The organism is Hahella sp. CCB-MM4, assembly GCF_002260525.1.
Lineage (GTDB): Bacteria > Pseudomonadota > Gammaproteobacteria > Pseudomonadales > Oleiphilaceae > Hahella.
Genome location: NZ_MRYI01000004.1, coordinates 92,417 through 114,332, shown reverse-complemented (window position 1 = coordinate 114,332; position 21,916 = coordinate 92,417). Strand labels below are relative to the sequence as shown.

General features: G+C 47.7%; 18 protein-coding genes. 5 read left to right on the top strand and 13 right to left on the bottom strand.

Features of this window, described 5'->3' with window-relative positions; translation table 11 throughout:
- The first annotated feature begins 137 nt into the window (after positions 1–137).
- On the top strand, positions 138–899 hold the full coding sequence (gene pepA, locus BTA51_RS10280) for a flocculation-associated PEP-CTERM protein PepA (RefSeq protein WP_094707366.1): 762 nt from the start codon (positions 138–140) through the stop codon (positions 897–899).
- A 96-nt stretch (positions 900–995) separates the two neighbouring features.
- On the opposite strand, the gene BTA51_RS10275 is transcribed toward pepA, so the two are convergent.
- A complete protein-coding gene (locus BTA51_RS10275) occupies positions 996–1,814 on the bottom strand; it encodes a PEP-CTERM/exosortase system-associated acyltransferase (protein ID WP_094707535.1) in 819 nt (272 codons plus the stop codon).
- Positions 1,815–2,109: 295 nt separating this feature from the next.
- Between BTA51_RS10275 and BTA51_RS10270 the strand changes: the two genes are divergently transcribed.
- Positions 2,110–2,991: a ThiF family adenylyltransferase gene (locus BTA51_RS10270; protein WP_094707365.1), complete on the top strand. Its 882-nt coding sequence runs from the start codon at positions 2,110–2,112 to the stop codon at positions 2,989–2,991.
- A gap of 28 nt (positions 2,992–3,019) precedes the next feature.
- Here the strand turns inward: BTA51_RS10270 and BTA51_RS10265 are convergent, their stop codons facing one another.
- Positions 3,020–5,314: an RND family transporter gene (locus BTA51_RS10265; RefSeq protein ID WP_094707364.1), complete on the bottom strand. Its 2,295-nt coding sequence runs from the start codon at positions 5,312–5,314 to the stop codon at positions 3,020–3,022.
- A gap of 135 nt (positions 5,315–5,449) precedes the next feature.
- Positions 5,450–8,266 (bottom strand): XrtA/PEP-CTERM system TPR-repeat protein PrsT, encoded by a 2,817-nt coding sequence (gene prsT, locus BTA51_RS10260; protein WP_094707363.1) that lies wholly within the window; start codon positions 8,264–8,266, stop codon positions 5,450–5,452.
- A gap of 368 nt (positions 8,267–8,634) precedes the next feature.
- Here prsT and BTA51_RS10255 point away from each other — a divergent pair, with 368 nt between their 5' ends.
- The gene (locus BTA51_RS10255) at positions 8,635–9,411 is read left to right on the top strand and encodes a serine protease (protein WP_094707362.1); all 777 of its coding nucleotides are present in this window, start codon (positions 8,635–8,637) and stop codon (positions 9,409–9,411) included.
- Positions 9,412–9,496: 85 nt separating this feature from the next.
- Here the strand turns inward: BTA51_RS10255 and BTA51_RS10250 are convergent, their stop codons facing one another.
- The 7 genes from BTA51_RS10250 to BTA51_RS10220 all read right to left on the bottom strand — a co-directional run bounded on the left by BTA51_RS10250 (position 9,497) and on the right by BTA51_RS10220 (position 17,582).
- Complete coding sequence (locus tag BTA51_RS10250) at positions 9,497–10,342, bottom strand: HDOD domain-containing protein (protein WP_094707361.1); 846 nt, start codon at positions 10,340–10,342, stop codon at positions 9,497–9,499.
- 125 nt (positions 10,343–10,467) lie between these two features.
- Positions 10,468–11,823, bottom strand: coding sequence for a PEP-CTERM-box response regulator transcription factor (gene prsR, locus BTA51_RS10245; RefSeq protein WP_094707360.1), 1,356 nt, complete (start codon positions 11,821–11,823; stop codon positions 10,468–10,470).
- Between the two features lie 138 nt (positions 11,824–11,961).
- Entirely contained in the window at positions 11,962–14,061 is a 2,100-nt protein-coding gene (gene prsK, locus BTA51_RS10240; protein ID WP_094707359.1) for an XrtA/PEP-CTERM system histidine kinase PrsK, read from the bottom strand.
- Positions 14,062–14,116: 55 nt separating this feature from the next.
- Entirely contained in the window at positions 14,117–14,368 is a 252-nt protein-coding gene (locus BTA51_RS10235) for a hypothetical protein (protein WP_094707358.1), read from the bottom strand.
- 144 nt (positions 14,369–14,512) lie between these two features.
- Complete coding sequence (locus BTA51_RS10230; protein WP_094707357.1) at positions 14,513–15,463, bottom strand: SDR family oxidoreductase; 951 nt, start codon at positions 15,461–15,463, stop codon at positions 14,513–14,515.
- Complete coding sequence (locus tag BTA51_RS10225; RefSeq protein ID WP_094707356.1) at positions 15,463–16,278, bottom strand: lysophospholipid acyltransferase family protein; 816 nt, start codon at positions 16,276–16,278, stop codon at positions 15,463–15,465. Before BTA51_RS10225 ends, BTA51_RS10230 begins: the two co-directional genes overlap by 1 nt.
- A gap of 449 nt (positions 16,279–16,727) precedes the next feature.
- Entirely contained in the window at positions 16,728–17,582 is an 855-nt protein-coding gene (locus BTA51_RS10220; RefSeq protein WP_094707355.1) for a YiiX/YebB-like N1pC/P60 family cysteine hydrolase, read from the bottom strand.
- A gap of 148 nt (positions 17,583–17,730) precedes the next feature.
- Here BTA51_RS10220 and BTA51_RS10215 point away from each other — a divergent pair, with 148 nt between their 5' ends.
- On the top strand, positions 17,731–18,138 hold the full coding sequence (locus tag BTA51_RS10215) for a phasin family protein (protein ID WP_094707354.1): 408 nt from the start codon (positions 17,731–17,733) through the stop codon (positions 18,136–18,138).
- A gap of 24 nt (positions 18,139–18,162) precedes the next feature.
- Here the strand turns inward: BTA51_RS10215 and BTA51_RS10210 are convergent, their stop codons facing one another.
- Together BTA51_RS10210 and xthA are read right to left on the bottom strand one after the other, a co-directional pair.
- A complete protein-coding gene (locus BTA51_RS10210) occupies positions 18,163–18,783 on the bottom strand; it encodes a TetR/AcrR family transcriptional regulator (RefSeq protein WP_094707353.1) in 621 nt (206 codons plus the stop codon).
- 129 nt (positions 18,784–18,912) lie between these two features.
- A complete protein-coding gene (gene xthA, locus BTA51_RS10205; protein WP_094707352.1) occupies positions 18,913–19,722 on the bottom strand; it encodes an exodeoxyribonuclease III in 810 nt (269 codons plus the stop codon).
- A 131-nt stretch (positions 19,723–19,853) separates the two neighbouring features.
- Here xthA and BTA51_RS10200 point away from each other — a divergent pair, with 131 nt between their 5' ends.
- Complete coding sequence (locus BTA51_RS10200; RefSeq protein WP_094707351.1) at positions 19,854–20,819, top strand: DUF523 and DUF1722 domain-containing protein; 966 nt, start codon at positions 19,854–19,856, stop codon at positions 20,817–20,819.
- A gap of 24 nt (positions 20,820–20,843) precedes the next feature.
- Here the strand turns inward: BTA51_RS10200 and BTA51_RS10195 are convergent, their stop codons facing one another.
- Positions 20,844–21,890 (bottom strand): phosphohydrolase, encoded by a 1,047-nt coding sequence (locus tag BTA51_RS10195; RefSeq protein WP_371333183.1) that lies wholly within the window; start codon positions 21,888–21,890, stop codon positions 20,844–20,846.
- Between the last annotated feature and the right edge of the window lie 26 nt (positions 21,891–21,916).

The window sequence follows — 21,916 nt, the reverse complement described above, 5'->3', positions numbered from 1 at the left end:
TCAGTAAATCTTACATTGACCTAAAGTTTGGTAAGGGTAAATATTTTTAAGTGTATGATAATAAAGAAAAAATAAAAATTGGCACGCAGACTGCTTTGTCAATGGCGTATAACTACACATTGTTAAGGAGCAATTCGATGTTCAAGAAAAGTGCGTTAAACGCTGCTGGAGTAGCGACCTTATGCGCGGCATTCTCTTTCCAAGCAAATGCTGGGTTTCTGGATTTCCAGGTTGACGAGACTCCATATGGTGGAACCGTTCTGACTGCCGACAAACTGAATGGCGGTTACCAGGAAAACCTGACCTTCACTGGCGGCGGAAATTTCGTAACTTCTGCATTCGCTACTTTTGGTCAGCTGTTTGGTAGCGACGGTACTCAGGATCTGGGTGCAGATTCTCAAATCGGCGATACTTACAAAATCTACGCTATGTTCACTTCTGACGGTACTGTAGCTGATATCGGCGGTGGAATTAACCAGTTCACTGGTGGTAACGGTTTCGTAAGCATTTGGTTGGATCCAAACAACGATACTGACGGTACTCTGGGCGCTACTGCTCTGGATCCAATTTCATTGGCAGACAACGGTGATGACTTGCTGTTGGCCACTTCTAATGACTTGGTTTACGGTACTGGTCTGTTGACTGGTGTTGGCGGTTTCTTCGATCTGCTGTTTGATAACTTCGCTCTGACTGCAGACGGTTCTGACTACTTCGTTGCTCCAGATCCTTTCTACATCAAAGTTAACGTAGACGGTGATTTCGATACATTCGAATTGACTGGTACTCAAGTAGTTACTGGTGACGTGAGCGCGGTATTCGTACCAGAGCCTGCTTCACTGGCTATTCTGGGTGTTGCAGCAGCAGGTTTAGGATTCAGTGCACGTCGTAAGCGCGCATAATCTTAGGAATGCTCCTAAAACAAAAAAGGCAGCCGAAAGGCTGCTTTTTTTTGTGCTGTGAAAAAGGGCGTTAATGGTTGAGGGAGCCTTCCTGAGTTAGTCAGGCTCTTTTAGCTGTTCAAGAATGGATCGCTGAATACCGACTTCGAGGGCTTTGAAGCCGGGTTTCAGGCTTGTAAGAAAAATTTCCTGGTTGATATAGTAGGGTGCTCGCTGCCCATGATACTCAATGGCTGGACCGATCTGTTCAAACTGTATGCCGATTAACGCCATGCTCCTCGCAAGACGTGGTTCCATCATCACAAAAGCGTGTTCTATTCCCTTTTCCAAAGCCAGACCTGCAGCAGCCAGATAAAGTCCTATGGAGATGAAAGGAAAACAGCGTAGCTCTTGTTCTGAATAGGTGATCTCGTTTATGACCCCGGTTTCAGCACCACGATACTTATCACTTTTCCGACGCCTGAATTCTGCTAAAACCGCGAGTCTTGATATCTCACAAATTTTTCCCCGCGCAAAGGATTCTGGTTTTAGTGGATTTTCCTGATAAGCATGGGCGCAGTACTTCTGGATCGGGAGAAGCTCGCCTTCGTTGCTGGGACAAACGACTCTGACGCAGCCGGCAAATCTGTCTGTGGGGTTGTGTCTTATCAGGCAGTGAGCGGAATATAAATCGAAATCATCCAGTTCGAGCCGGTCAGGTCTTGGAGGTTCAAACTTTAGTTCTTCGCAGTAGACTTGGTGGCGAATTTCAAAGACGCGCTGTCTGTCGCTTTCTGTTTTTGCGATAACTGGAGAAAGAAACTTATCGAAATGCTCGGCGATAGTGGTTGCTTCCTTGTTAACGCGATTGGCTACCATGCCGCCCAATAGCTTACCGCCAATTCTGGTCTGTCCAAGTTTCTTAATAACGCTCATATTTATTGCTCTTTTATCCCAGGCGATACGAATTTCCAGATCAACCCCGGCTATATGACATATCATCAGTATAGCGCTATAAGTAAAGGAGTGTTAGAAAGGAGAAAGCTCCAGGTATAGGTTAAAAGACTAGATATTCGAAATAGTTATTCAAAAATAATGTGATTTTCCGCTATCCATTTGCCAGCTGAGCTACAATACTCATAACTATATGATTTTCAAGCCCTTAGAATAGGGTTATATATTAAAAAGTATAGTGCGAAAAATTGTAAACAGGATTGGACTCTGAACCAAAATGTATAACTACGATGCTGCAATATCCAGAAACATCGGATGGCTGTCTGAAACGGAGCAATATGTACTTAAAGAGAAGAGAATTGCTATAGCGGGTATGGGAGGAGTGGGTGGGGCTCACCTTGAAACCTTAACCCGATTGGGTATTACCAAGTTTCAGCTCTCTGATTTTGATGTTTTTGAAGTGCATAATTTTAACCGTCAGGCTGGAGCTTCAATGAGCACAATTGGGCAGCCGAAGTTAGAAGTTATGATGAGACGTGCACTGGACATTAACCCGCAGCTAGAGGTCCATCACTACGATAAAGGAATCGACGACACTAATGTTGATGAATTTCTTGAAGGTGTGGACTTGTATGTAGACAGTCTGGACTTTTTTGCGTTGGAGGCGCGCAAACTGGTTTTCAGAAAGTGCGCCGAAAAAGGGATCCCGGCAATTACGGCTGCCCCCATGGGGATGGGGTGTGCTTTTCTCGCTTTTTTGCCAGGAGGAATGACGTTTGATGAGTATTTCAAAATGGAAGGTCTCTCAGAGGAAGATCAGCTCATCCGGTTTCTCATTGGCTTGTCACCTGCTGTGCTTCAAAAGAACTATCTTGTCGATCCTTCAAGGGCGGACTTTCATGAAAGGAAAGGCCCCTCGACTCCGATGGCGGTTGACCTGTGTGCAGGCATTGCGGCAACTAACGCCGTTAAGATATTGCTGGGGCGTGGCAAGGTGATCGCCGCACCCTATGGGCTACACTTTGACGCCTATCGAAATAAGATGGTGAAAACCTGGAGGCCGGGAGGTAATGCGAACATCCTTCAGAAAATTGCCTTCATTATTGCCAAGCGCATTCTGACAAAGAAAAAGATCCGGCCTGAACCGGAAGTGGAATAGACTGGGAACATCTCTGGCTATATGGAGGTTACCCAGCCGGTAAGGTCTTGCGGTCGACGGTGAGCAAGATGACCGGCAGAAGGAAGAAGTCCAGGACCAATGCAAAAACGATTGTCATAGCGACCATCGAGCCCATATAAGAATTAACATTGAATTCCGAAAAGGCTAGTGTGAGAAAGCCCACTGAAAGGACGACTGTGGTAACAATGATGGCTTTCCCCACATGATGAAAGGAATATGTCACCGCTTGCTCTGGATCGAGTCCCAGTTCTCTCCGAGCCCGGATGTACTTGGATAAAAAGTGAACGGTGTCGTCGACGATAATCCCCAAGGTAAACGAAAATACAATCGCCACGGCAACATTCACCTCCGCAATAGTCATTCCCCATACTCCAAAGGCCATGGCTGCCGGTAAAGCATTCGGAATGATGCTGATTAATCCATACTTTATAGAGCCAAGTGCCAGAATAAGTGTGATGGTAATGAACAGAAGGCCTAGCAGAGATCCGGATACCATGGAGTTGATATTGTTCTGCCCAAGATGGGAAAACATGATGGATATGCCTCCACCAGGTGTTCTTAGTTCCGGCAGGTTATTGGCGAGCCACTGATCAATACGGGATTCTATTTCCAGTAGCTGTTTGGCTTTTTGGCCTTTAACAATGGCGGTAACTTTAAGTGCCGATTTGTCGAAATTAATGATGTTGTTCAAGTCCAGCCCAAAGGGAAGTGACAGCTCATAAAGTAGCTGGTATTGGGCCGACAACTCCCTGTTTTCAGGAATCCTATAAAACTCCTCATTGCCGGCATTCATGTTTTTATTCAGTCGTTTGATGACATTGGTGTAGCTGATGACATGAACAATTTCTGGCTGCTGAAGTAGCCATTCTTTAAACCGGTCCACTTTGAGTAGAAATTCAGGCTCATTAATGCAATTGGATTCCTGGCATCTGAGGGCATAGTTGAAGGCATCAAATCCTGTCAGGTGTTCCTGCATAAAATCGGCTGCCTGCCTGAAAGGAACGCTTTGCTTGAAATATCCCAGGGTATTATCGTTTAGTTCATTATTGGGAACCTGAGCAATCAGGGTGGCTATAAGAATGGGACCAATTAAGATAATCGGGTTTCTATGGCTTATCAGAAAAGAGCTGAAACGGTCTGCAAAATTCTGTTTGGCCTGTTTGGGGCTTTTGATCGGGAGCCAATAGAGCAGGGCAGGAAGAAGCGTCAGGCTCCAGGTAAAAGCGAGCATAATTCCAATGGCTCCCCAGTTGCCTAGTTCCCTGAATGGCGGCGCTTCACTGAAATTCATGGCGAGAAAGCCGACAGCCGTTGTTGCGCTGGTTAAAAATACTGGCTGAAGATTCGATTTGTAGGTGTTGCTTAATGCAGTGAGTTTGTCCTGGCCTATGGCTAAATGAAATTGATAGCTGTATATGAGGTGGACTGAGTCGCAAATTGCAATTGTCATGATGATGACGGGGAGGGCGGCAGTGACCTGGTTTAGAGGCGTGGAAACCCATCCCATTAATCCGAGAGTACAGGCAACGCTTGTTAATATGATGACAAGTGTTGCCAGCATGCCGGTTAAGGATCTCAGCAGGATAATAAGCAAAGCGCCCATGAGAATAATCATGACTGGAAAGAGCAATTTGGTATCTTGCTCAGACAGGGTGTTAAAAGTGGCAACAACGGTTGTCTGGCCAGCGAGCTGGATATTCAGGCTCGGGTATTTGCTCATGACAGAGGCCGCCAAAACCCGGGCGGCTGCTACGGCTTTAATGGAGGCCTGATCTTTTGCGATCGGGTCGTCCGGTAAAATCAGCGAGACGTTAGCCGCACTAACCTTGGCGTCAGATGAGATAATGAAGTTAGTTAGTTCAGGTTCCTTTAATGCAATTTCCCTGTACTTCTTAAGGTGATCATTGTCTAGTTGGTTCTCATCAACTAAATCTCCGACAAACAGATCATCTTCTTCGGCCACGGTATGTTGATGATTGGTGATTGAATCCACTCTGCCGGAATAAGGTAACTTCCATGCTTCGTCTGTGAGGTAGATGATTCCTTCCAAGTCTTCCTGATTAAATAGATCCTCGTGTGAGGATGAAATGATGAAGGAGATGGTGTCTGAGTTGGTAAACTCATCCTCGATAAGGTGATGTTGTACCAGTTGTGGGTTGTTTGAGTCGAAGAATACGCTGTAGTCGCTTTCAACATACAGGTAAGGGAGTCCGCAAAGGGAGAGGGCAATTAAGATGAAGCTGATTATGGCAAGTCGGGTTTTCTTTGACACCAGGAATTCAGCAATTCGATCACTTCTCATAATTCCCTCTATTACACAGGTGTGCTGTAAGATTGCCTAACCAGTCGTGCGTACTAAAACCAAATGTCGATGCCCCTTTTTCAAGGAGCATCGACATGATTCTTACTAAGATAAAGGTAGAGTGCTAACTCTGCTTTATAAAGTTTTCAGAAGCTTGGTGGCTTCGTCCTTCTCTGGAAAATCCTTGGATTCCAGTTTTGAAAGCAAAGTTTTTGCTTCATCTGTTTTGCCGATCTGGCTTAATACCATGGCGTAATGAAAGGCGATGCTGGGTTCTTCTTTCGCCTGACTGTGGGCTTTGGACAGAACTTGTTCTGCTGTATCAATATCACCTGACTGCAGCAGCAGGTAGCCATAGGTATCAGCAATAGCAGGATTATCCTGCTGAAGGTTGTAGGCTTTCTGGGCGTACTCCACTGCTTCACTCAGGCGGCCTTCCTGACCCAGTGTCCAGGCAAGATTATTCAAGGCAACATAGTTGTTGCTGTTTTGCTTCACGATGGACTCAAACTGGGCTATTGCAGCAGAATTGTCCTGGCTGTCCTTGGCGATACTCAGGTTCGCCTGATACAGCTTGGCGGCCTGGTCTTTCGGATTGTCCTTGAGCCATTGGGTTAGCAGGGCATTAACTTTATCGAGTTGATTATCCCTCTTATACAGCTCGGCCAGAGTGATCAGGGTCTGGCTGGATGGCTGCAGTTGGTGAAGATTGACGAAATGCTTGATGGCTTCTTTGTAATTTCCTTTCTTGAGGAAGTAAGTTCCGCGATAGGATTCCAAAGTGGCGTTCTGACCATAAATTGCTGTGAATTTTGCAATTTTGCTGTTCGCCTGCTCGGCCTGATCCTGCAGCATCAACAATTGGATCTCCGCCAGTTGAAGATCTTTGTGGCCCGGAACTTCAGTCAGACCTTTCTGAATTGCAGCCATGGCATCCCGGTATTTTTCTTTCGACATGTAGGCCTTTGCCGTGGCGAGATAGGACCTGACGTCTTTAGGGTTGTTCAGGGTCCAGGTCTGATACCTTTCAATTGCTTTTTCTGGCTTGCCAAGTTGCAGGTAGATATTCCCGGTTGTGGATAGGGCACGGATGTATTGTGGAGAGTTCTCCTTAATAGACTCCAGTGTCTTAAGTGCTCCCTCAAGGTTGTCTTGGTCAACCTGGGTCATCGACTTAATAATTTTCACACTGCCCTGATCAGGCTCCTGCTTCAGTGCGTTATCAATAGCATTCATAGCGCGATCGACAGCGCCTTCCTTTTTGGCAAGGCGATAGGTGTTGATCAATGCATACTCGTTTGCAGCATCGACCTTCAGTATCTCCTCAAGTCTTGAATTGGCTTCCTTGAGGTCGTTCTGTGCCAATGCCAGCTTGAAATAGCCGATGAGTGTAGGAATATGTTTTTTGTTGAGTGCGTAGGCCTTGTCCAGCGTCTTCTTGGAATCCTGGATACGGTCAGCAGCCCCGTACACTTCTGCGGCCAGCAATAAAGGTTCAACCTGATTTGGGTTAGCTGCGACGAGGGCTTCAATGGTCTCTATTGCCTTGTCGAACTCCTTCATTTTGATGTAGTGCTTGGCCAGTGCGGCTCGGGTCCAGGTAGAGTTGCTATCCTGTTCCAGAGCTTTTTCAAGGTCGGATACACCAGACATGTCACTAAGCTGGAGCTTAAGGATGCCCAGTCTGGTCAAGGATTCTGAGTCCTCAGGGTTGAGGCCGGCTGCGGTTTCAAATAATGAATACGCCTGATCAACCTGACCTTTTTTAAGGAATTCATTACCGAAGCTTGCCAGTAACTTGGTGTCAGTTTCTTTCAAATCTCCAAGGTTTTGTAAAACCTCTTCAGCAGATTGCGAGTAACCAAGCTTAAATTCCGCATAGCTCAACATGCGCTGGGCTATGTGACCGGGGCGCACGAACTCATGAACCGCAGTAAGTCGGTCCCTGGCCATTTCCCAGTTTTTCAGATAGAAGTTGGCCATACCGGAAAGCAGCTTGGCCTGTTTGTTGACTTCACTGATGGTGATCGCGTTATCTGCATGAATCCGGGCAGATTCCCAATCTCTTGCATGCAGCCTGAGAGTTGCCTTGATAATGTTGGAGGGCAGGTGATTGGGCGCCTTTTTCAAAACATAATCGATGTTTTTCTCGGCTTTCTCGTACTCGTTGGCAACAATTTGTAATCTGGCGGCATCCACATATAGCTGCAATCTGTTTGGCTGTAATGCAAGCGCGGAACCCATTGCATCAGCTGCTTCTTTCTGTTTCTTCAATGCCAGCTTAGCCCGACTCAGCAACAGAAATGCTTCTGCGTTGTCGGGAGTTGACTTTGTCAGTTCCGTCGCAATTTCTTCTGCGGTTGATGGCTTATCAAAGACCAGATAGAGGTACCCTTGGGCAAGTTTGCCATAGAGGGAGTCCGGAGCTGCATTGGTGGCAACATCAAATTCCTTCTGTGCCTCGTCGACATTATTGAGGTTGATGTTGGCTGCAGCCCTGTAGAAATGGATCTCAGCCTTGTCCTCGTCGGAAACACCTTCTGGCAGCGTGGCTGTGGCATCCAGCAATTCCTGGTATTGATACTGGAAAAAGTATGCCTGAACCAGATATTTGCTGACGGCTGCCTTGCGGGCTCCATACTCTATGGCTCTGGACAGCTCCTTCTCGGCTGGGGCACCCAACTGATTGGCAACATAGAACTGGCCAAGAAGAAAACGGGCTTCGGCATTTTCCGGGTTCTGCTGCAGAGCGTTTTTGAGCTCTATGGAGTATGACTTGTAATCCCCCTCCGCCGCGTATTTCTTGGCGGACTCGAGGTATTCGACGTCGGTTTTATCTTGGGTGCAACCATTTAAGCCAAGGGCAAAAATGACAAGTAGGGTACTTAATGGTTTTGCATACTTGCTGGACGATTTAGTCTTGCCAACAAGCAAAAACCTGGGCGCTTTCATCTAATACTCCCTTAAATGACTCTCTGCATATCGTTGTAGTTGTTGTAGTTACTAGTATTTGAGATTGTAACTATGTTTTATAAAGAAATTAACTGCTGTAATCCAATGCATTAGGATTTTTTCGGGGTCATCCGGTAGAAGCCGGATGTATCAATAGACTGACCGCCGATATCTCTCCATCACCGATGTTGTCTGCTGGTCCTTAGCTACGGCAACGGGGCGAAGGTTCATGCTGTTAAACTGTTTAGGTTTACGGAGATAAATTCATTATCGCTAAACGGGAATTCATAACAGTTAAGGTTTAACAAGTTGGTAAACATACCAGACTAAAGGGATACTGGCGATGTTCCAAGGGATGTGATTTTAAAATGAAGAATACGAAAAACAACGTGAATTTTTTGCTGGGAAATATCCGTCGCCTGTTTATCTGGCTTTTTGTCACATTTATGGCCGGCCCAACCTATGCAGATCTTCCTGCAACCATAGAGAAAATCAAGCCATCTATTGTTGGAGTGGGGCGTTATAACGAGTTGGCCAGCCCGCGGGCTCAGGTTGCGGGCACCGGCTTTGTGGTGGGAGACGGTACCCTGGTGGTGACCAACCATCATGTTGTCCGAGCAATTGAAAATGAGACAGAATTTGATCTGGTGGTGTTTATCGGGACAGGTAATACCCCCGAGGTACGCAAGGTTGCCGTATTGAACAGTGATCCTATCTATGATCTGGCGATATTGAAGCTGCCGGGGAAACCTCTTCCAGCATTAACCGTATCAGAGACCAAAGTCAGAGAAGGTGAGGATGTTGCTTTTATCGGTTTTCCGATTGGTATAGTACTGGGTCTCTATCCGGTGACTCATAGAGGAATCATCAGCTCTATTACACCAATCGCGATTCCTGCAAGTACGGCAAGAGGGCTAAACGCGAAGCTCCTGAAAAGACTGAGAACGCCGTTTGATGTCTATCAATTGGATGCAACGGCCTATCCGGGAAACAGTGGTAGTCCGATGTTTAACCCTGAGACGGGAGAAATACTGGGCGTGATAAACAAAGTGTTTGTCAAAGAAAGTAAGGAGGCCGTTTTGGAAAAACCAAGCGGCATTACTTATGCGATACCTGCTCTTTATCTAAAACAGATGATGGACTAGAGCATCAAGCAGATGATGCAATAGACCGGTCTTCGGTGCCCGGCGGTTGGCCTCATAAAATGGTTCATCGAAAGGGCTTGAGGATCTAGAAAATCGCCATAGTCTGTGGGCTTAGGATGGAAAGAACGTTAATTGCCTCCAGATTGGCATACTCTGTGGCATTGGCAATATCGTCCATGTCTATATCCAGCAACTCAAGTTGGTCGGGCTCGATAAGCGACTCGATATCGGTGGGGGGCTGGTTTTCCAGAGCGTAGGCGATCTTTCTCGCCAGGCATAGTATTGTTGATTCAATCGGGAATTTGCTGCTGACAGGGGCCGCGATGCCTCCTACAACCTCATATATTTCAGGAGGAAGCTGCCAGCCTTTCATGAACTCCTTCGAAAGCTCCAGATAACTGAAGCCCAGCATTGATTTCTGCGATTCCAGGGAAAGATCCGGATCGGTCTGGCTGGCAATTTCTCTGGCTTGATCAGGCAGTTGAATCACGCAGATGAGTTCGCCGATATTGTGTAATAGCCCGGTGACAAAAAGTCGCTCGACACTTTGGTTGGACACGGATTTGCCCAACTGCTTCGCTATCAAGGCGCAGTCGACACTGATACGCCAAAAGCGATCAAGGTCAATGATGTCCTTGGGGAGTCGATTGAATGCGTCTAGGGCGCTGTTGGCTAATGCCAGATTGAATACCGCATCTGCACCAATGATGTTGATCGCCCTGGGAATGGTATCGATTTGTGCTGCAAACGCATAAAAGGCACTGTTGGCCAATTTGAGCAGTTTGGAGGTCAGCACGGGATCCAGTGAGACAACGTCTGCCACATCTTCAAACGTGGACGCCTTGTCTTCCAATACTTCCTGAAGTCTGGTGACAACGTCCGGTAGGGCGAACAGGTTGTCGGCGTTGGCGATAAGATCTTCTATGTTCATATGGGCTTCAGACGGGTTACATCATATCTAACTATAGCCAACTAGATGAATAGTACTAAATTCACTAGTCAATTAAAGCAGTGATACCTTTGACAAGGCATCTCTGGTATCACTGCCGGGCCAGCTTATTGAGTAGTGGTAAGATTGTACTTGTCAGTAAGGCTGTATAGGGTGGGGCGGGTGACGCCAAGCAGACGAGCTGCTTTGGACATATTGTACTCGCACGATTCCAGAGCCTGTTTGATGGCGGCTTTTTCCGCATCCTCGCGTACCTGGCGAAGATTAAACACTTCCTTGGCGCCGCCCTCAACATGACCAAGCTCAAGATCTGAAGCCACTACACGTTTGCCTTCACACATGATCGTAGCCCGCTTGACCTTGTTGATCATCTCCCTGACGTTGCCGGGCCATTCGTAGTTCTGGATGGCCTGTGCGGCATCCTCGCTAAATGACAGGGAGCCTTTGTCATGTTGCTTGGAAAACGATTTAAGCAGGGCCTGGCCAATGACTAAAGCATCTCCCTGCCTGGAGCGTAAAGGTGGGACCTCTATGGTGATTTCGCTGACGCGATAGTATAAGTCTTCCCGGAAACTGCCTTCAGTGATCAGCTGCCTGACATCTCTATGGGTTGCACAGACCACCCGCACATCCACTGGAATTTCCTTGGTACCGCCCACCCGTTCGATTACCCGTTCCTGCAGGAAGCGGAGCATTTTTGCCTGCAGCGGCATGGGCATGTCCCCGATTTCATCCAGGAACAGCGTGCCACCGTTGGCCAACTCGATTTTGCCCTTTTTCATTTGGGTAGCGCCGGTAAAAGCGCCTTTTTCGTAGCCGAACAGTTCACTCTCCAGCAGGTTCTCGGGGATTGCTGCACAGTTGATGGCGGCAAAGTTGTGATCACGGCGAGGGCTGAGATCATGAACAGCCCGGGCCAGAACCTCTTTCCCGGTTCCGGTTTCCCCCAGAATCAAGGTGGTTACATCCGCCGGCGCTATTTTCTCAACGGTTCTGCACACCTCCAGCATGGGAGGGCTTGAAGCAATAACCCCTTTTAACCGGGAGGTGGACTTGCTTTCGGAGAGTTCGCGGTTTTCCTGTTCCAGCTCATATAGCCGGAATGCCCGGTTAACAACAAACGACAGAATGTCTGCATCCAACGGCTTCTGGTAAAAGTCACAAGCGCCCAGGCCAATCGCTTTGACCGCATTTTCGCGCTCTTCACGGCCCGTCACGACAATAATTTTTGTCATTGGTGACAATGTGAGGATTTCCTGAAGGATGGCAAAGCCTTCGCTGGAACCGCCCGGGTCAGGAGGAAGTCCGAGGTCAAGCGTGACAACCTGGGGTTCCACTCTTCTTAATTGGGAGATGGCGGATTCCCTGTCATCTGCAACAAATACTTCTGTGTCCTCAAAACACCACCGCATCTGGCTTTGCAGACCAGGATCATCTTCAATGATTAGCAATCGTTTATTCACAATGACTTTAGCCTTGTTATGGTCATTAAATTTTGTAAACCCGGATATTAACAGGGCCTACAATCAATTCAAAAATTTGATTGGTAGATTCTGGAAACTGATCGTTAACTGTTCTGAGTCAGTTTCTGCGGGCTTACCTCAACTTCCATATGCTGCCCCTTTGTAATTCCCATAGCCCGAACTGGTGTTGACCAATGGGATCTTGATTGTGAAGCAGGTGCCAACTCCGGGTTCGCTGGTGACGTCAATGGAACCACCAAGTTTGCGGATGTACTCGCGGCTTTGATAAACGCCGATGCCCATCCCGGTCAGCCCTTTGGTACTTGTAAAGGGCTTGAATAGCTCGGCTTTGATGAATTCGTCGCTCATGCCGATGCCTGTGTCCTGAACAAAGACAACAATCCATCCAGTACTCTTTTTGACCGAAACGGTAACATCACCGGATTTGTCTGTAGCATCCTGAGCATTCTGGATCATGTGGACAAACACACTTCTGAGCTTTTCCCTATCCGCAGAAATAATGACCTGGCTGTCATCGCCGGTAAAACTGGGTATCGGTTCCCGGCGGGATTCCTGTTGAATGATATCTTTCAGCAGATCGATCACATCTACCTGGGTGACATCGTCCTGGGTGACAGGATTGCGAATCTGCAGCAACAGGTGGTTCATTTTCTTGAGAGCGTGCTCAGTGGTGGTGATCATATCATCCACGAACACGGGGTTGGATTTATGCTTGCCCGCGTTATTTACCAACAGGGAAAGCTGGGCGATGATGGTTTTAAGGTCATGTACCATAAAGGCCGAGGTGCGGTTAACCGCCTCAAACTGCTTGGATTCGGATAGCCGGTTCTGGGCATGCAGCAGGGCAATATAGCTGGCACATTGACGTGCGACGATCTTTAGAAGGTCGTAGTTTTCCCAGTTCAGTTCAATTTTGGCCAGTGGCTCTGAAATAAGCACAAAACCTATGAGAGCATCCCCGATAAATAATGGAACCAGTAGCCATGGTTTATGGGTGGTCCAAAGGCAGTCGGGTATCTCCATCAAGTGATAGCGGGTAGGGTCGAGCTGGTATTCCTTAAGATTGATAATCCAGTCGCTCTGCCGCATAAAATCAACCAGTTCTGAATTATTATCAATCCGGTCAAACTTGATTTCCGGCATGTTCCAGAACGTCGAGGCTGAAAAATTGTTATCTTCGTTTTTGAGCCAAAGCGCACCTGCCTGACTTTCAACGGGCTCCGCAAGGAGCTGTATGACTTTCTTTTCCAGGTCGTCATTACTCTCCAGAGATGTGACCAGTCCGGTGGCATTCAGCCACTCCTCACGGTAGTCATATTTGTAGTTGAAGAAATGCTGACTGATAAAGACCATCAGTCTGGCTCTGAGGCGTGCGGATCCGGCAAGCAGGATGAGGAAAACGGTTGCTGAGAAGAAGAATATAATCAGCAGGGCCTCGGACCATTCCCCGCCGGCAGTATTGATGTAATAACCCCCGGCAGCCATGATCAGGAGGTAGAGACCGGCAAATACAAGGGCGCTGGTGTGGAAGACAAACTGACGCGAAATCTGGACATCGAGTGGCTGCTTTCGGGTGTTGACCATGGTCAACGCAATCAACGGAGCACAGACAGTGTTGATCGCTCCTCTGGCGTCCCAGAATGGCTGGGATATCTGGTTGAAGAGCAGGGCGTCGGAATACATGAAAAAGTCGTAGACGAATAAGGTTCCGATGCCCAGGCAGAGATATCGCGTATTCTGGCGTTTATAGCCGGTGACGTTTCTCCAGACCTGCTCCAGAAGGACCAAGCCTCCCAGAGACACCACGATTTGCCCTGTCAACAGCGTCTGGCCGCTGAAGACGATGGCTCCAAACATTCCTCTGGCCATGCCCGCTATCAGCATGAAGATGAGAATGCCTGTGATGATCAGGCCTAGCCAGTACTGAGTGTTCCCGGAGCTGGACTTGCGGCTTAATCTAACGCCGAGAAGTACAAATAGAACTCCTATCCACGCTGCATTGCGAAGTATTTCAAAGGTATAACGAATGAAAAAAGAGGGAGCGTTAAAGGCTTGCTGACTGGCAATGACTCCCAGCCAGACAGACGTCAAAAGACAGGCGGCCAGAAGAGCCCGGTCAGTTAACCGGCGCAAATACCCTTGGGCCAGCAACCCCATGATCAGTAAATATACCAGGGCGCCGGTCGCGTGGCTGATGCCACCAAAAGTGATGTCCATACTACTGCTGTAACTCAGGTCAACTTTTTAAAAAATAAGCGTTTGTTAGTTTAGACTAAAGTGATTCGTCAAGTATGCTGAAGGATATAAACGCTGTAAATAAAGTTGTACCGATAATCAGCGGAATGGAAGGGTTAAGCAGCATAAAGGTGCCAGAAACCAGCCAGATGTTTTTGACGGTCTTCTTTTTTATTTTATAGGGGCGTGTATAACGTCGGCCGATAGGATGGTTTTTGTCGGGTACGATTTCTTTTTTAGCCATATAGGCGTGGCAAAGAAGCCGATCCAATACATCATACGAGTCCATCCAAAACCACCCCTTGCTGGTTGGTAGCCGTTGTTTATCTTTTAGTCTAGTACAGCTGGTAGTCTAGTACAGCTGGTAGACTAGTACAGCCATTACGAGAGTAAATAACCGTTCAGATCAGCAGGCCAGGTTTTTCAGGAATTGTCAGGTTTTCATCGACCGGTAGTATCGGAATATTTCATTCAGCGAATACTGGGGGTTAAATCCAAAGGTCGTGTTAAACAGGGTTCCGTCGAGAATCACCGGATATTTGAAATAGTTAATCAGATAGGAGGGGAAGCTCCGGAGCCGAAGGACACTGCTGATCATTTTGGGCAGCACTGGAGGCACTGAAACAATAGGGATCTTCCGGCAGGCGGAGGCTGCCAGGGCTTCCTGGTAAGCGACCCAGTCATCAGTGGCAACGTTATAGATCCCACCCTTGGTTTTTACCACCGTCAGAGCAATTGCGTCTGCCATATCGTCAATGTGGATAAACTGCATCATCGGCGAGAAACCGGCAAGGACGGGGGTATATTGACTGGAAAGCAAGGTGGAAATGGTATTTTTTACACCGGGGCCGACGATGTTACATGGACGTAAAACCGTAATGTTGAGATCCGGATAGCGCCATAAATAGATGTTGGCCAGGTTTTCCAGTTCCACTGAATCTATGAGGTCCATGGTCAGCTCGGCAGCCTTAAGTGGCGCGCTTTCATCTATCAGGGCAGGGTTGTAAGCATTCGCACCATAGACATGGTAGGTGGAGAGGATGACAACCTTGCCGATGTGATATTTATGGCAGAGATCCAGGAGCCGGTGAGTGCCGATCACATTAGAGTTGTATCGGCGCATGCGGTTTTCTTCACTGGCGATCATGCGCCCGAGATGAACCACGGCTTTAATGTCATGTTTACGGAAGATATCTTCAAATCCCCGTTTATTAACATCAATTCGGTAGCTGGCAATATCGTCGCTGAGGTAGACCTGCTCGCGAAAATCCACCGCGATAATTTTGTATTGCTCGCGAAGTCGCTTGATAGCCTGCTGTGCAAGAGCTCCGGCAGCTCCAGTGATCATGATTTCCGGTTTGCTTTTATTCTTGGGAGTTGCCATTAAAAAAGACCTTCTCTCTGCTGCAGACCCTTGTCTATCAATATGCTGATTTGCTCTTTAACCTTGTCGACGCGGCGGGTGACCTCTTCCTCTTGACACTCTTCGGAGGGAAACGACATTGGCTCGCCGAAGTTGAGGATGACTTTTGCCGGCAGTATCAAAGGCAGCGCGACAGGGACATAGGGGATGCCGAGCATTTTAGCCAACGGGGCTATGTTGGCGATTGCTGGGATGGTCTCTTCACACCCGACGACCCCGACCGGCACTACAGGAGCATTATGCTGCATCGACAGATGCATGAATCCGTTGCCAAAGCGTTTCAGCTGGTAGCGATCCCGATAGAGTTTTCCTGAGCCGCGAATGCCTTCTGGAAACACAATGACTGCTTCATTGCGTGCGAGCATCTTGGAGCAATTTACCGGATCTCCCAACACTCCCCCCATTTGATTAAGAATGTTGCCAAGATAGGGAACCGTCGGGAAAAAACGTTCGATCATCGCGCGTGGCAGGCGGGGATTTTGTTTGCGTGTTGCCAGTGCGTAGGCAATCAGTGTGCCGTCGATAGGGAGCTGTCCGGAGTGGTTTCCTATCAGAAGGACGGGCCCTTCTGCCGGAACATTTTCAATGCCATTGACCTCTACCCTGAAGTATTTTTCAAAAATCGGTTTGAACAGGGCAACCGCAATCTTGTTTGTATCGACATTGAAACCCCAGGGATCATAGCCCAGGGTGCCCACTGGCTTTTCGATAGCGTTGAGTTGCTCATCAAGGGCTTTAGGCACCAGAGTTCGCTTCAGAAGGGAGCGCACTTTCATGTGAATCGATCCTTACCGCTTCATATGGGAATAGCGACGGTTTAATTGAGCGTTATAATTGACCAGCAGTCATTGATTATACTTATGACGTTGAATCAATTGGAAGATCTCAGCGGACAAGTTGCTCCAGAAAGTTGTCATTCCTGTGAATTGGGGTCGGTATTCGACTAAAGAAGCATAAAAAGAATGCATAAAAAAACCCGGGACCTAGGGGAGGTGCCGGGTTAGAGGTGTGAGTAGTATCCATGAAAGACTTCCTACATGACTGCTCCGCTTGCGCTGAAACAGTCATGTTTAAGTATTGACCCTTTACACATAATTACAAATGAAAATGATCACTTTTTAATCATATTTTATTCTAATAGAGGATCGTTAAGATCTATGGTTTATAAGAGACTGTTTACATATTCAATTTAAGTGTGTCTCGATTTAATCGGCCGATATGAATGTCATTCAAAGCGATCATGGGGGAAAGGGGCGTCGTCGAGGTAGTAACCGTGTTCTTCTGATGTCAGCTTGGCATTGCCTTTCCAGGGGAGAAGGCGATAGCGCGTATTGCTGTGTGAAAAATCCACAAATGGGTATTTGATAATGTCGAAATAAGGAGAGTAATCAAAGTCACTGGGTGTACAGAGCTTCGGATTTCTCCTGAACAGTTTTATGCCATCTTCCGAGGTTTTTTTAACCAGCGGTAGAATCGGGTATTGGATGGAACCAAACGCTTCGGCAATCATGGTGGAACAAACGGTTTCGGTTTGCTTTCCCGGATGGGTTTTAAACAGGGAAGAACGCCATCGCCTGGGTAGGAGAGTCCAGGGTAGAAGGAACCTGAAAAGATCGAGTATCTGTCGAACGTTGTAGTTTGAACCAAGCTGTCTGACGGCAAAACTGATGACATTCTGGGAGTCCTGATAGGTCAGTTCCCGAGGGCGGCAGATGCGTACGTGATCCCGGTCGTATGTGGAAAGAGGTCGAACAATCGTACCAACGCCCAGCTCACTCTCAACGATCAGTTGGGTGTCCGGCTGACCATCATAGAATGCCTGTATCCGCTTGCGGGTAAAGGGATTTTCGATTTCATGTATGCGTCCGAGATATAACGCAGCGTGAGACCAGCGGCTCTGGGTAACCAGCTTGATGACATTGCTCACCCTGGATTTGCCTTCTACGAGAATCACATCGCAAGTACGGATCTCATGACGCAGGCGGTCAAAATTACTTAAAGGAACTTCCGTGGTTGATTTTTCCCTGGTCAACCACTTAGTAAGGAGCTCAATGAGACGTTCTTTGGGTCCATCAATCATATGGGGGAATAGACAGCCTGTTCAAAGAAATTCTTTTGTGTATCTACTATTATTCTGGTTCAAAAAGACCGGTTCGACCAATATCTGTTGAGCTTTATAGCATTGGCGGCCAAAATAACCCGAGAACTCCAAAACCTGAGAAAACTCAATGACTGAAGAGAAGCAGAACTCCAAACAGGTATCGCAGAAAATCAAGGAATCCGCCCGCCAAATCTGGTTGGCCGGACTTGGTGCATACAATAAGGCAGAAGAAGATGCCGGAAAAGTCTTTGAGAAGCTGGTACAGGAAGGGGAGGAGCTTGAAAAGAAAACCAGAGGTGTGTTCGAAAAGCAGGTCAAGGCTGTTGAAGGTCGGGTAGAAGAAGTGAAGGACAGGGCTAACACTACCTGGGATAAACTGGAGACGGTGTTTGACCAACGAGTATCGCGTGCACTGCATCGTTTGGGGGTGCCGACCTATAGTGAGTTTCAGCAGCTTCGGAAGGAAGTGGAAGAGCTGAAAGCTGCATTGGCTGAAAAGGAAAAACCGAAACGCTCACGCAAGAAGCCAGAATAGCTTCGGCAGGCAGCTGACAGGCAGCTAATGAAGATACTCCCTGCTCATGGTCAGTAGGTCCTGCCTCTCTTCTTCTCGCAGGAAGGGAGCAACCAGAGACATTACCTGGTAAATCCCTCTCGCAAGGTCAATTTCGTGCTCTCCGGTGCCGTTCCGGATGATATCGAAGCTTGACCAATAGGTGGTGGTAAGCACGATATTCTGGCACAGGGAGTCCAGCTCTTCATCGGTGGCCGATAGTATTCCCTGCTGTCTCAGGCTGCTGCATATCCGATTCGATGCCTCTATTTTCTTTTGCAGAATTTTTTTGAATTTCCCTCTGATTTTTTCGTAGCGCTGAAGGATATTTACCAGGTCTTTGTAGAGAAACTGGTATTGGGCAATACATTCGAAGATCAGGTGCAAGAACAGCCAGTGATCCTCCAGGCTGATTTCAATGTCCGGCACATCCAGCAGATCCATGATCTGGCTTTCATAACGGCTGAATAACTCAGTCAGAATTTCTGTTTTGTTCTTGTAGTGGTAGTAAAGGTTGCCGGGGCTTATATCGAGTTCATCGGCAATTTGCAGAGTGGTGACATTCGGTTCGCCATAGCGGTTAAACAGCTCCAGACTGACGTGAACAATCCTTTCCTTTGTTTTCATGCCTGATGGTTTCCGCAAGTTGCCATGCTGTGCTGAATGCCGCCATAGTGGATGAGCTTGAGACAGATATGTTCCGGGTCGGGGAAGGCGACTACCGTTAACATATCTGTCTACTGTGAAAGATTCAATTTATAGTGCGAAATCCGCCCATATAGGAGCGTGATCAGAAGGCTTTTCCATTCCTCTGATGTCATAATGGATTCCGGCACCTGTACAGGCCTGGTTAAGTGGCCTGGTTGCCAATATTAAATCAATTCGCAATCCGCGTTTGGGATCGGCTTCAAATCCACGGCTGCGATAATCAAACCAACTGTACTTGGAGGTGTCCTCAGGAAAATGCTTGCGGTAAGTGTCTTCCAGACCCCATTCAAGCAATTTTTCCAGCCATTCTCGCTCTTCAGGCAAAAAGCTGCACTTTCCGGTGCGGAGCCAGCGCTTTCTGTTCTCTTCGCCGATACCAATATCGATATCCTGATGGGATATATTTACGTCCCCCATAATGATGAGAGATTGCTCAGGAGATTTGCCCAGGAGGTATTCCAGGGTGTCCGCGTAGAATTTCTGTTTATTGGGGAACTTTTCGGGATGGCTCCGGTTTTCGCCTTGAGGAAAGTAACCGTTGCAGACCGTTACCGTACGATCACCAATGCGAAAGTCACCGGTAATCCATCTTTTTTGAGACTTTTTGGTGTCGGTAGAAAATCCTTTCTCAACATTTTCTGCGGGTATTTTGCTTAATAATGCAACACCGTAGTGACCTTTCTGGCCGTGGTAGTGGGCCTGGTACCCCATTTCTTTGATGGCGTCCTCGGGGAACAGGGCATCTTCAACCTTGGTTTCCTGAAGCCCGATGATGTCCGGTTGATGCTGTGATATCAGAGCATCGAGCTGATGCAGACGGGCACGAATACCATTTACGTTAAATGATACAACCTTCATATTGGTCCTTTTATAGGGATGGATGACTCAGCTTTATCTATAACGAGATGTTTTCAGGGCCAAGAAAAGCATAAACCGAAGACCGACTCAACACGTAAAAACAAATTAGTCGTGCCCGGAGATCATCAATTATGAACGAAAATTGCCGTAATCATCGCCCTTTGGTGGCTATAAGCGCCTGTCTCAGAGGGGAAAACGTTCGCTTCGATGGTGGACACAAAAATTCCCTCTATATTCGTGAGCAATTGGGGCGGTTTATGGACTTTAAAGCAATCTGTCCTGAAGTTGGTATTGGGTTGGGAGTTCCCAGGCAGGCGCTTCGTCTGGTGGCTACCGACAGCGGAGTAGCTGCCGTTGGGAGTCGGGATTCGAAAATTGATGTGACCAATCGTTTAAGGCAGTTTGCCGAGGAGCGGATTCCTGATTTAACCCAGGTAGATGGCTACATTTTTATGCAGAAGTCTCCCAGTTGTGGAGCGTTCAGGGTCAAAGTCTACAACGAAGAAGGTAATCAAATTGTGGCATCCAGGCCTGGAATTTATGCCGGGTATATTCAGGCAGCGTTGCCGACACTGCCGATCGAGGAGGCCGGGAGACTGAGCGACCCGGTGCTTCTTGAAAACTTTGTTACCCGGGTGTTTTGCCATAATGACTGGCGAACCAATGTACAGAATAGCTCGTCGATATCCGCTCTAATGTCCTTTCACGCAAGGCACAAAAGCCTGTTGAAAGCTTGTTCTCCTTCAAGTTTGCCGTTGCTCGGAAATATCGTGGCAAATACCCGGCAAAACACTCTGCACGAAGACATGCAACGATACAAAGAGCTGTTCATGTCGGCGCTGGCGAAAAAAGCTGAGAGAAAGAATCATGCACATGTGCTGCAGGATCTTGTTCGAACCTCTGTCAGTTCAATGAGTGACGCTCAGCTGAGAGAGTGGGAAAGCCTTCTCTATCAGTATCGGCAGGGGACTGTGCCATTGATTGTACCGTTGACACTCTTGAACCATTATCTGCTGGCGCAGAATCGGGGTTACGCCACCGGGCAGACATATCTGAAGCCCCATCCTCATGAGCTGGGGCTGCGTAATCAGATTTAAGGCGTTTAAGTGAGGTACTGCTCGTCAGTTCAAATGCTTCGCCTGGGGGCTACGATAGAAATGCACGATATTGGCATCTGAGAATTTCTGAAAGAAGCCGCTTTCATCGCTGATCAATGAATAGTAAATCTGAGGGGACTGTTCGCTGAGCGGTCTTTTATTCAGGACTTTGATTTTGTCAAAGTCTTTACGAATTTTGGAAAAACGTGCACGTAATGTGCAGCAAACGATGTCATCCGGATAGATATTGTTGAAATCGGCCACTTTGCTGATTTTTTCAGCCAGCTTTTCGGAGTCCACATTTTCCATGCTGTGGAGGTGTTCAAGCCTCCTGCGGTCCATCATCATGGCTGAAAAACTGTCAGGGTCTCTTTGTGCGCGTACCCTGAACTGTTCCCAGAAATAGTTATCCGTGAGGTAGCGAAAAGCATTGATATCGCTCAGACAGAGGTCGATGTATTCATATACTTCCGGCTGAGTGAGAACTTCTTCGATGGCTTGACGGAGAATCCAGTCAAAGCCGATAGATGTCTTGTGACCGTAGACCTTTCGGTACATCTGATGGCGGGAATAGACAAAGTCTTCCAGCGAGCCCAAGCCCTTTGAGGTAATGGCCAGTCCCATCCAGTCGGCTTCAGGATCCCATCCGATGTGCAGATTCTTCAGCAGGTGATCGAGGTTAAACCCGCCGATGGTGACAGACGAGTGGAATCCGTCACGCAGCATGTAGTCTGCCCGATCTGCATCAATTTCTCCGGATACGATCAGGGACAGCACATTCCTTAAGTGGAAGGGGGCATTGTCCGGAACAGAGGAGGAGCCGGTAATCAGTTCCCAAAGTTGTATCGTATGTTCCGTAAATCGTTCGCTAAGCACCACGGAGGTGGTTTCCATCAGTGCCAGTACATCTCTGGCTTCAATATCTGCGGTTTTAGTCAGATCCGGCCCCAGAATTTCGTGGGCACAGCGTACAGAGAAGTGCTCATGTTCAAGTTCGGTCGGGATCTCCGAGTAAAGTGGACGAGGATCAATGCCGCTCCATAACTCTTTGAATCTGCCTGGCTTATCCATCAGCTGCCTGATGGTGGGCACCTGTG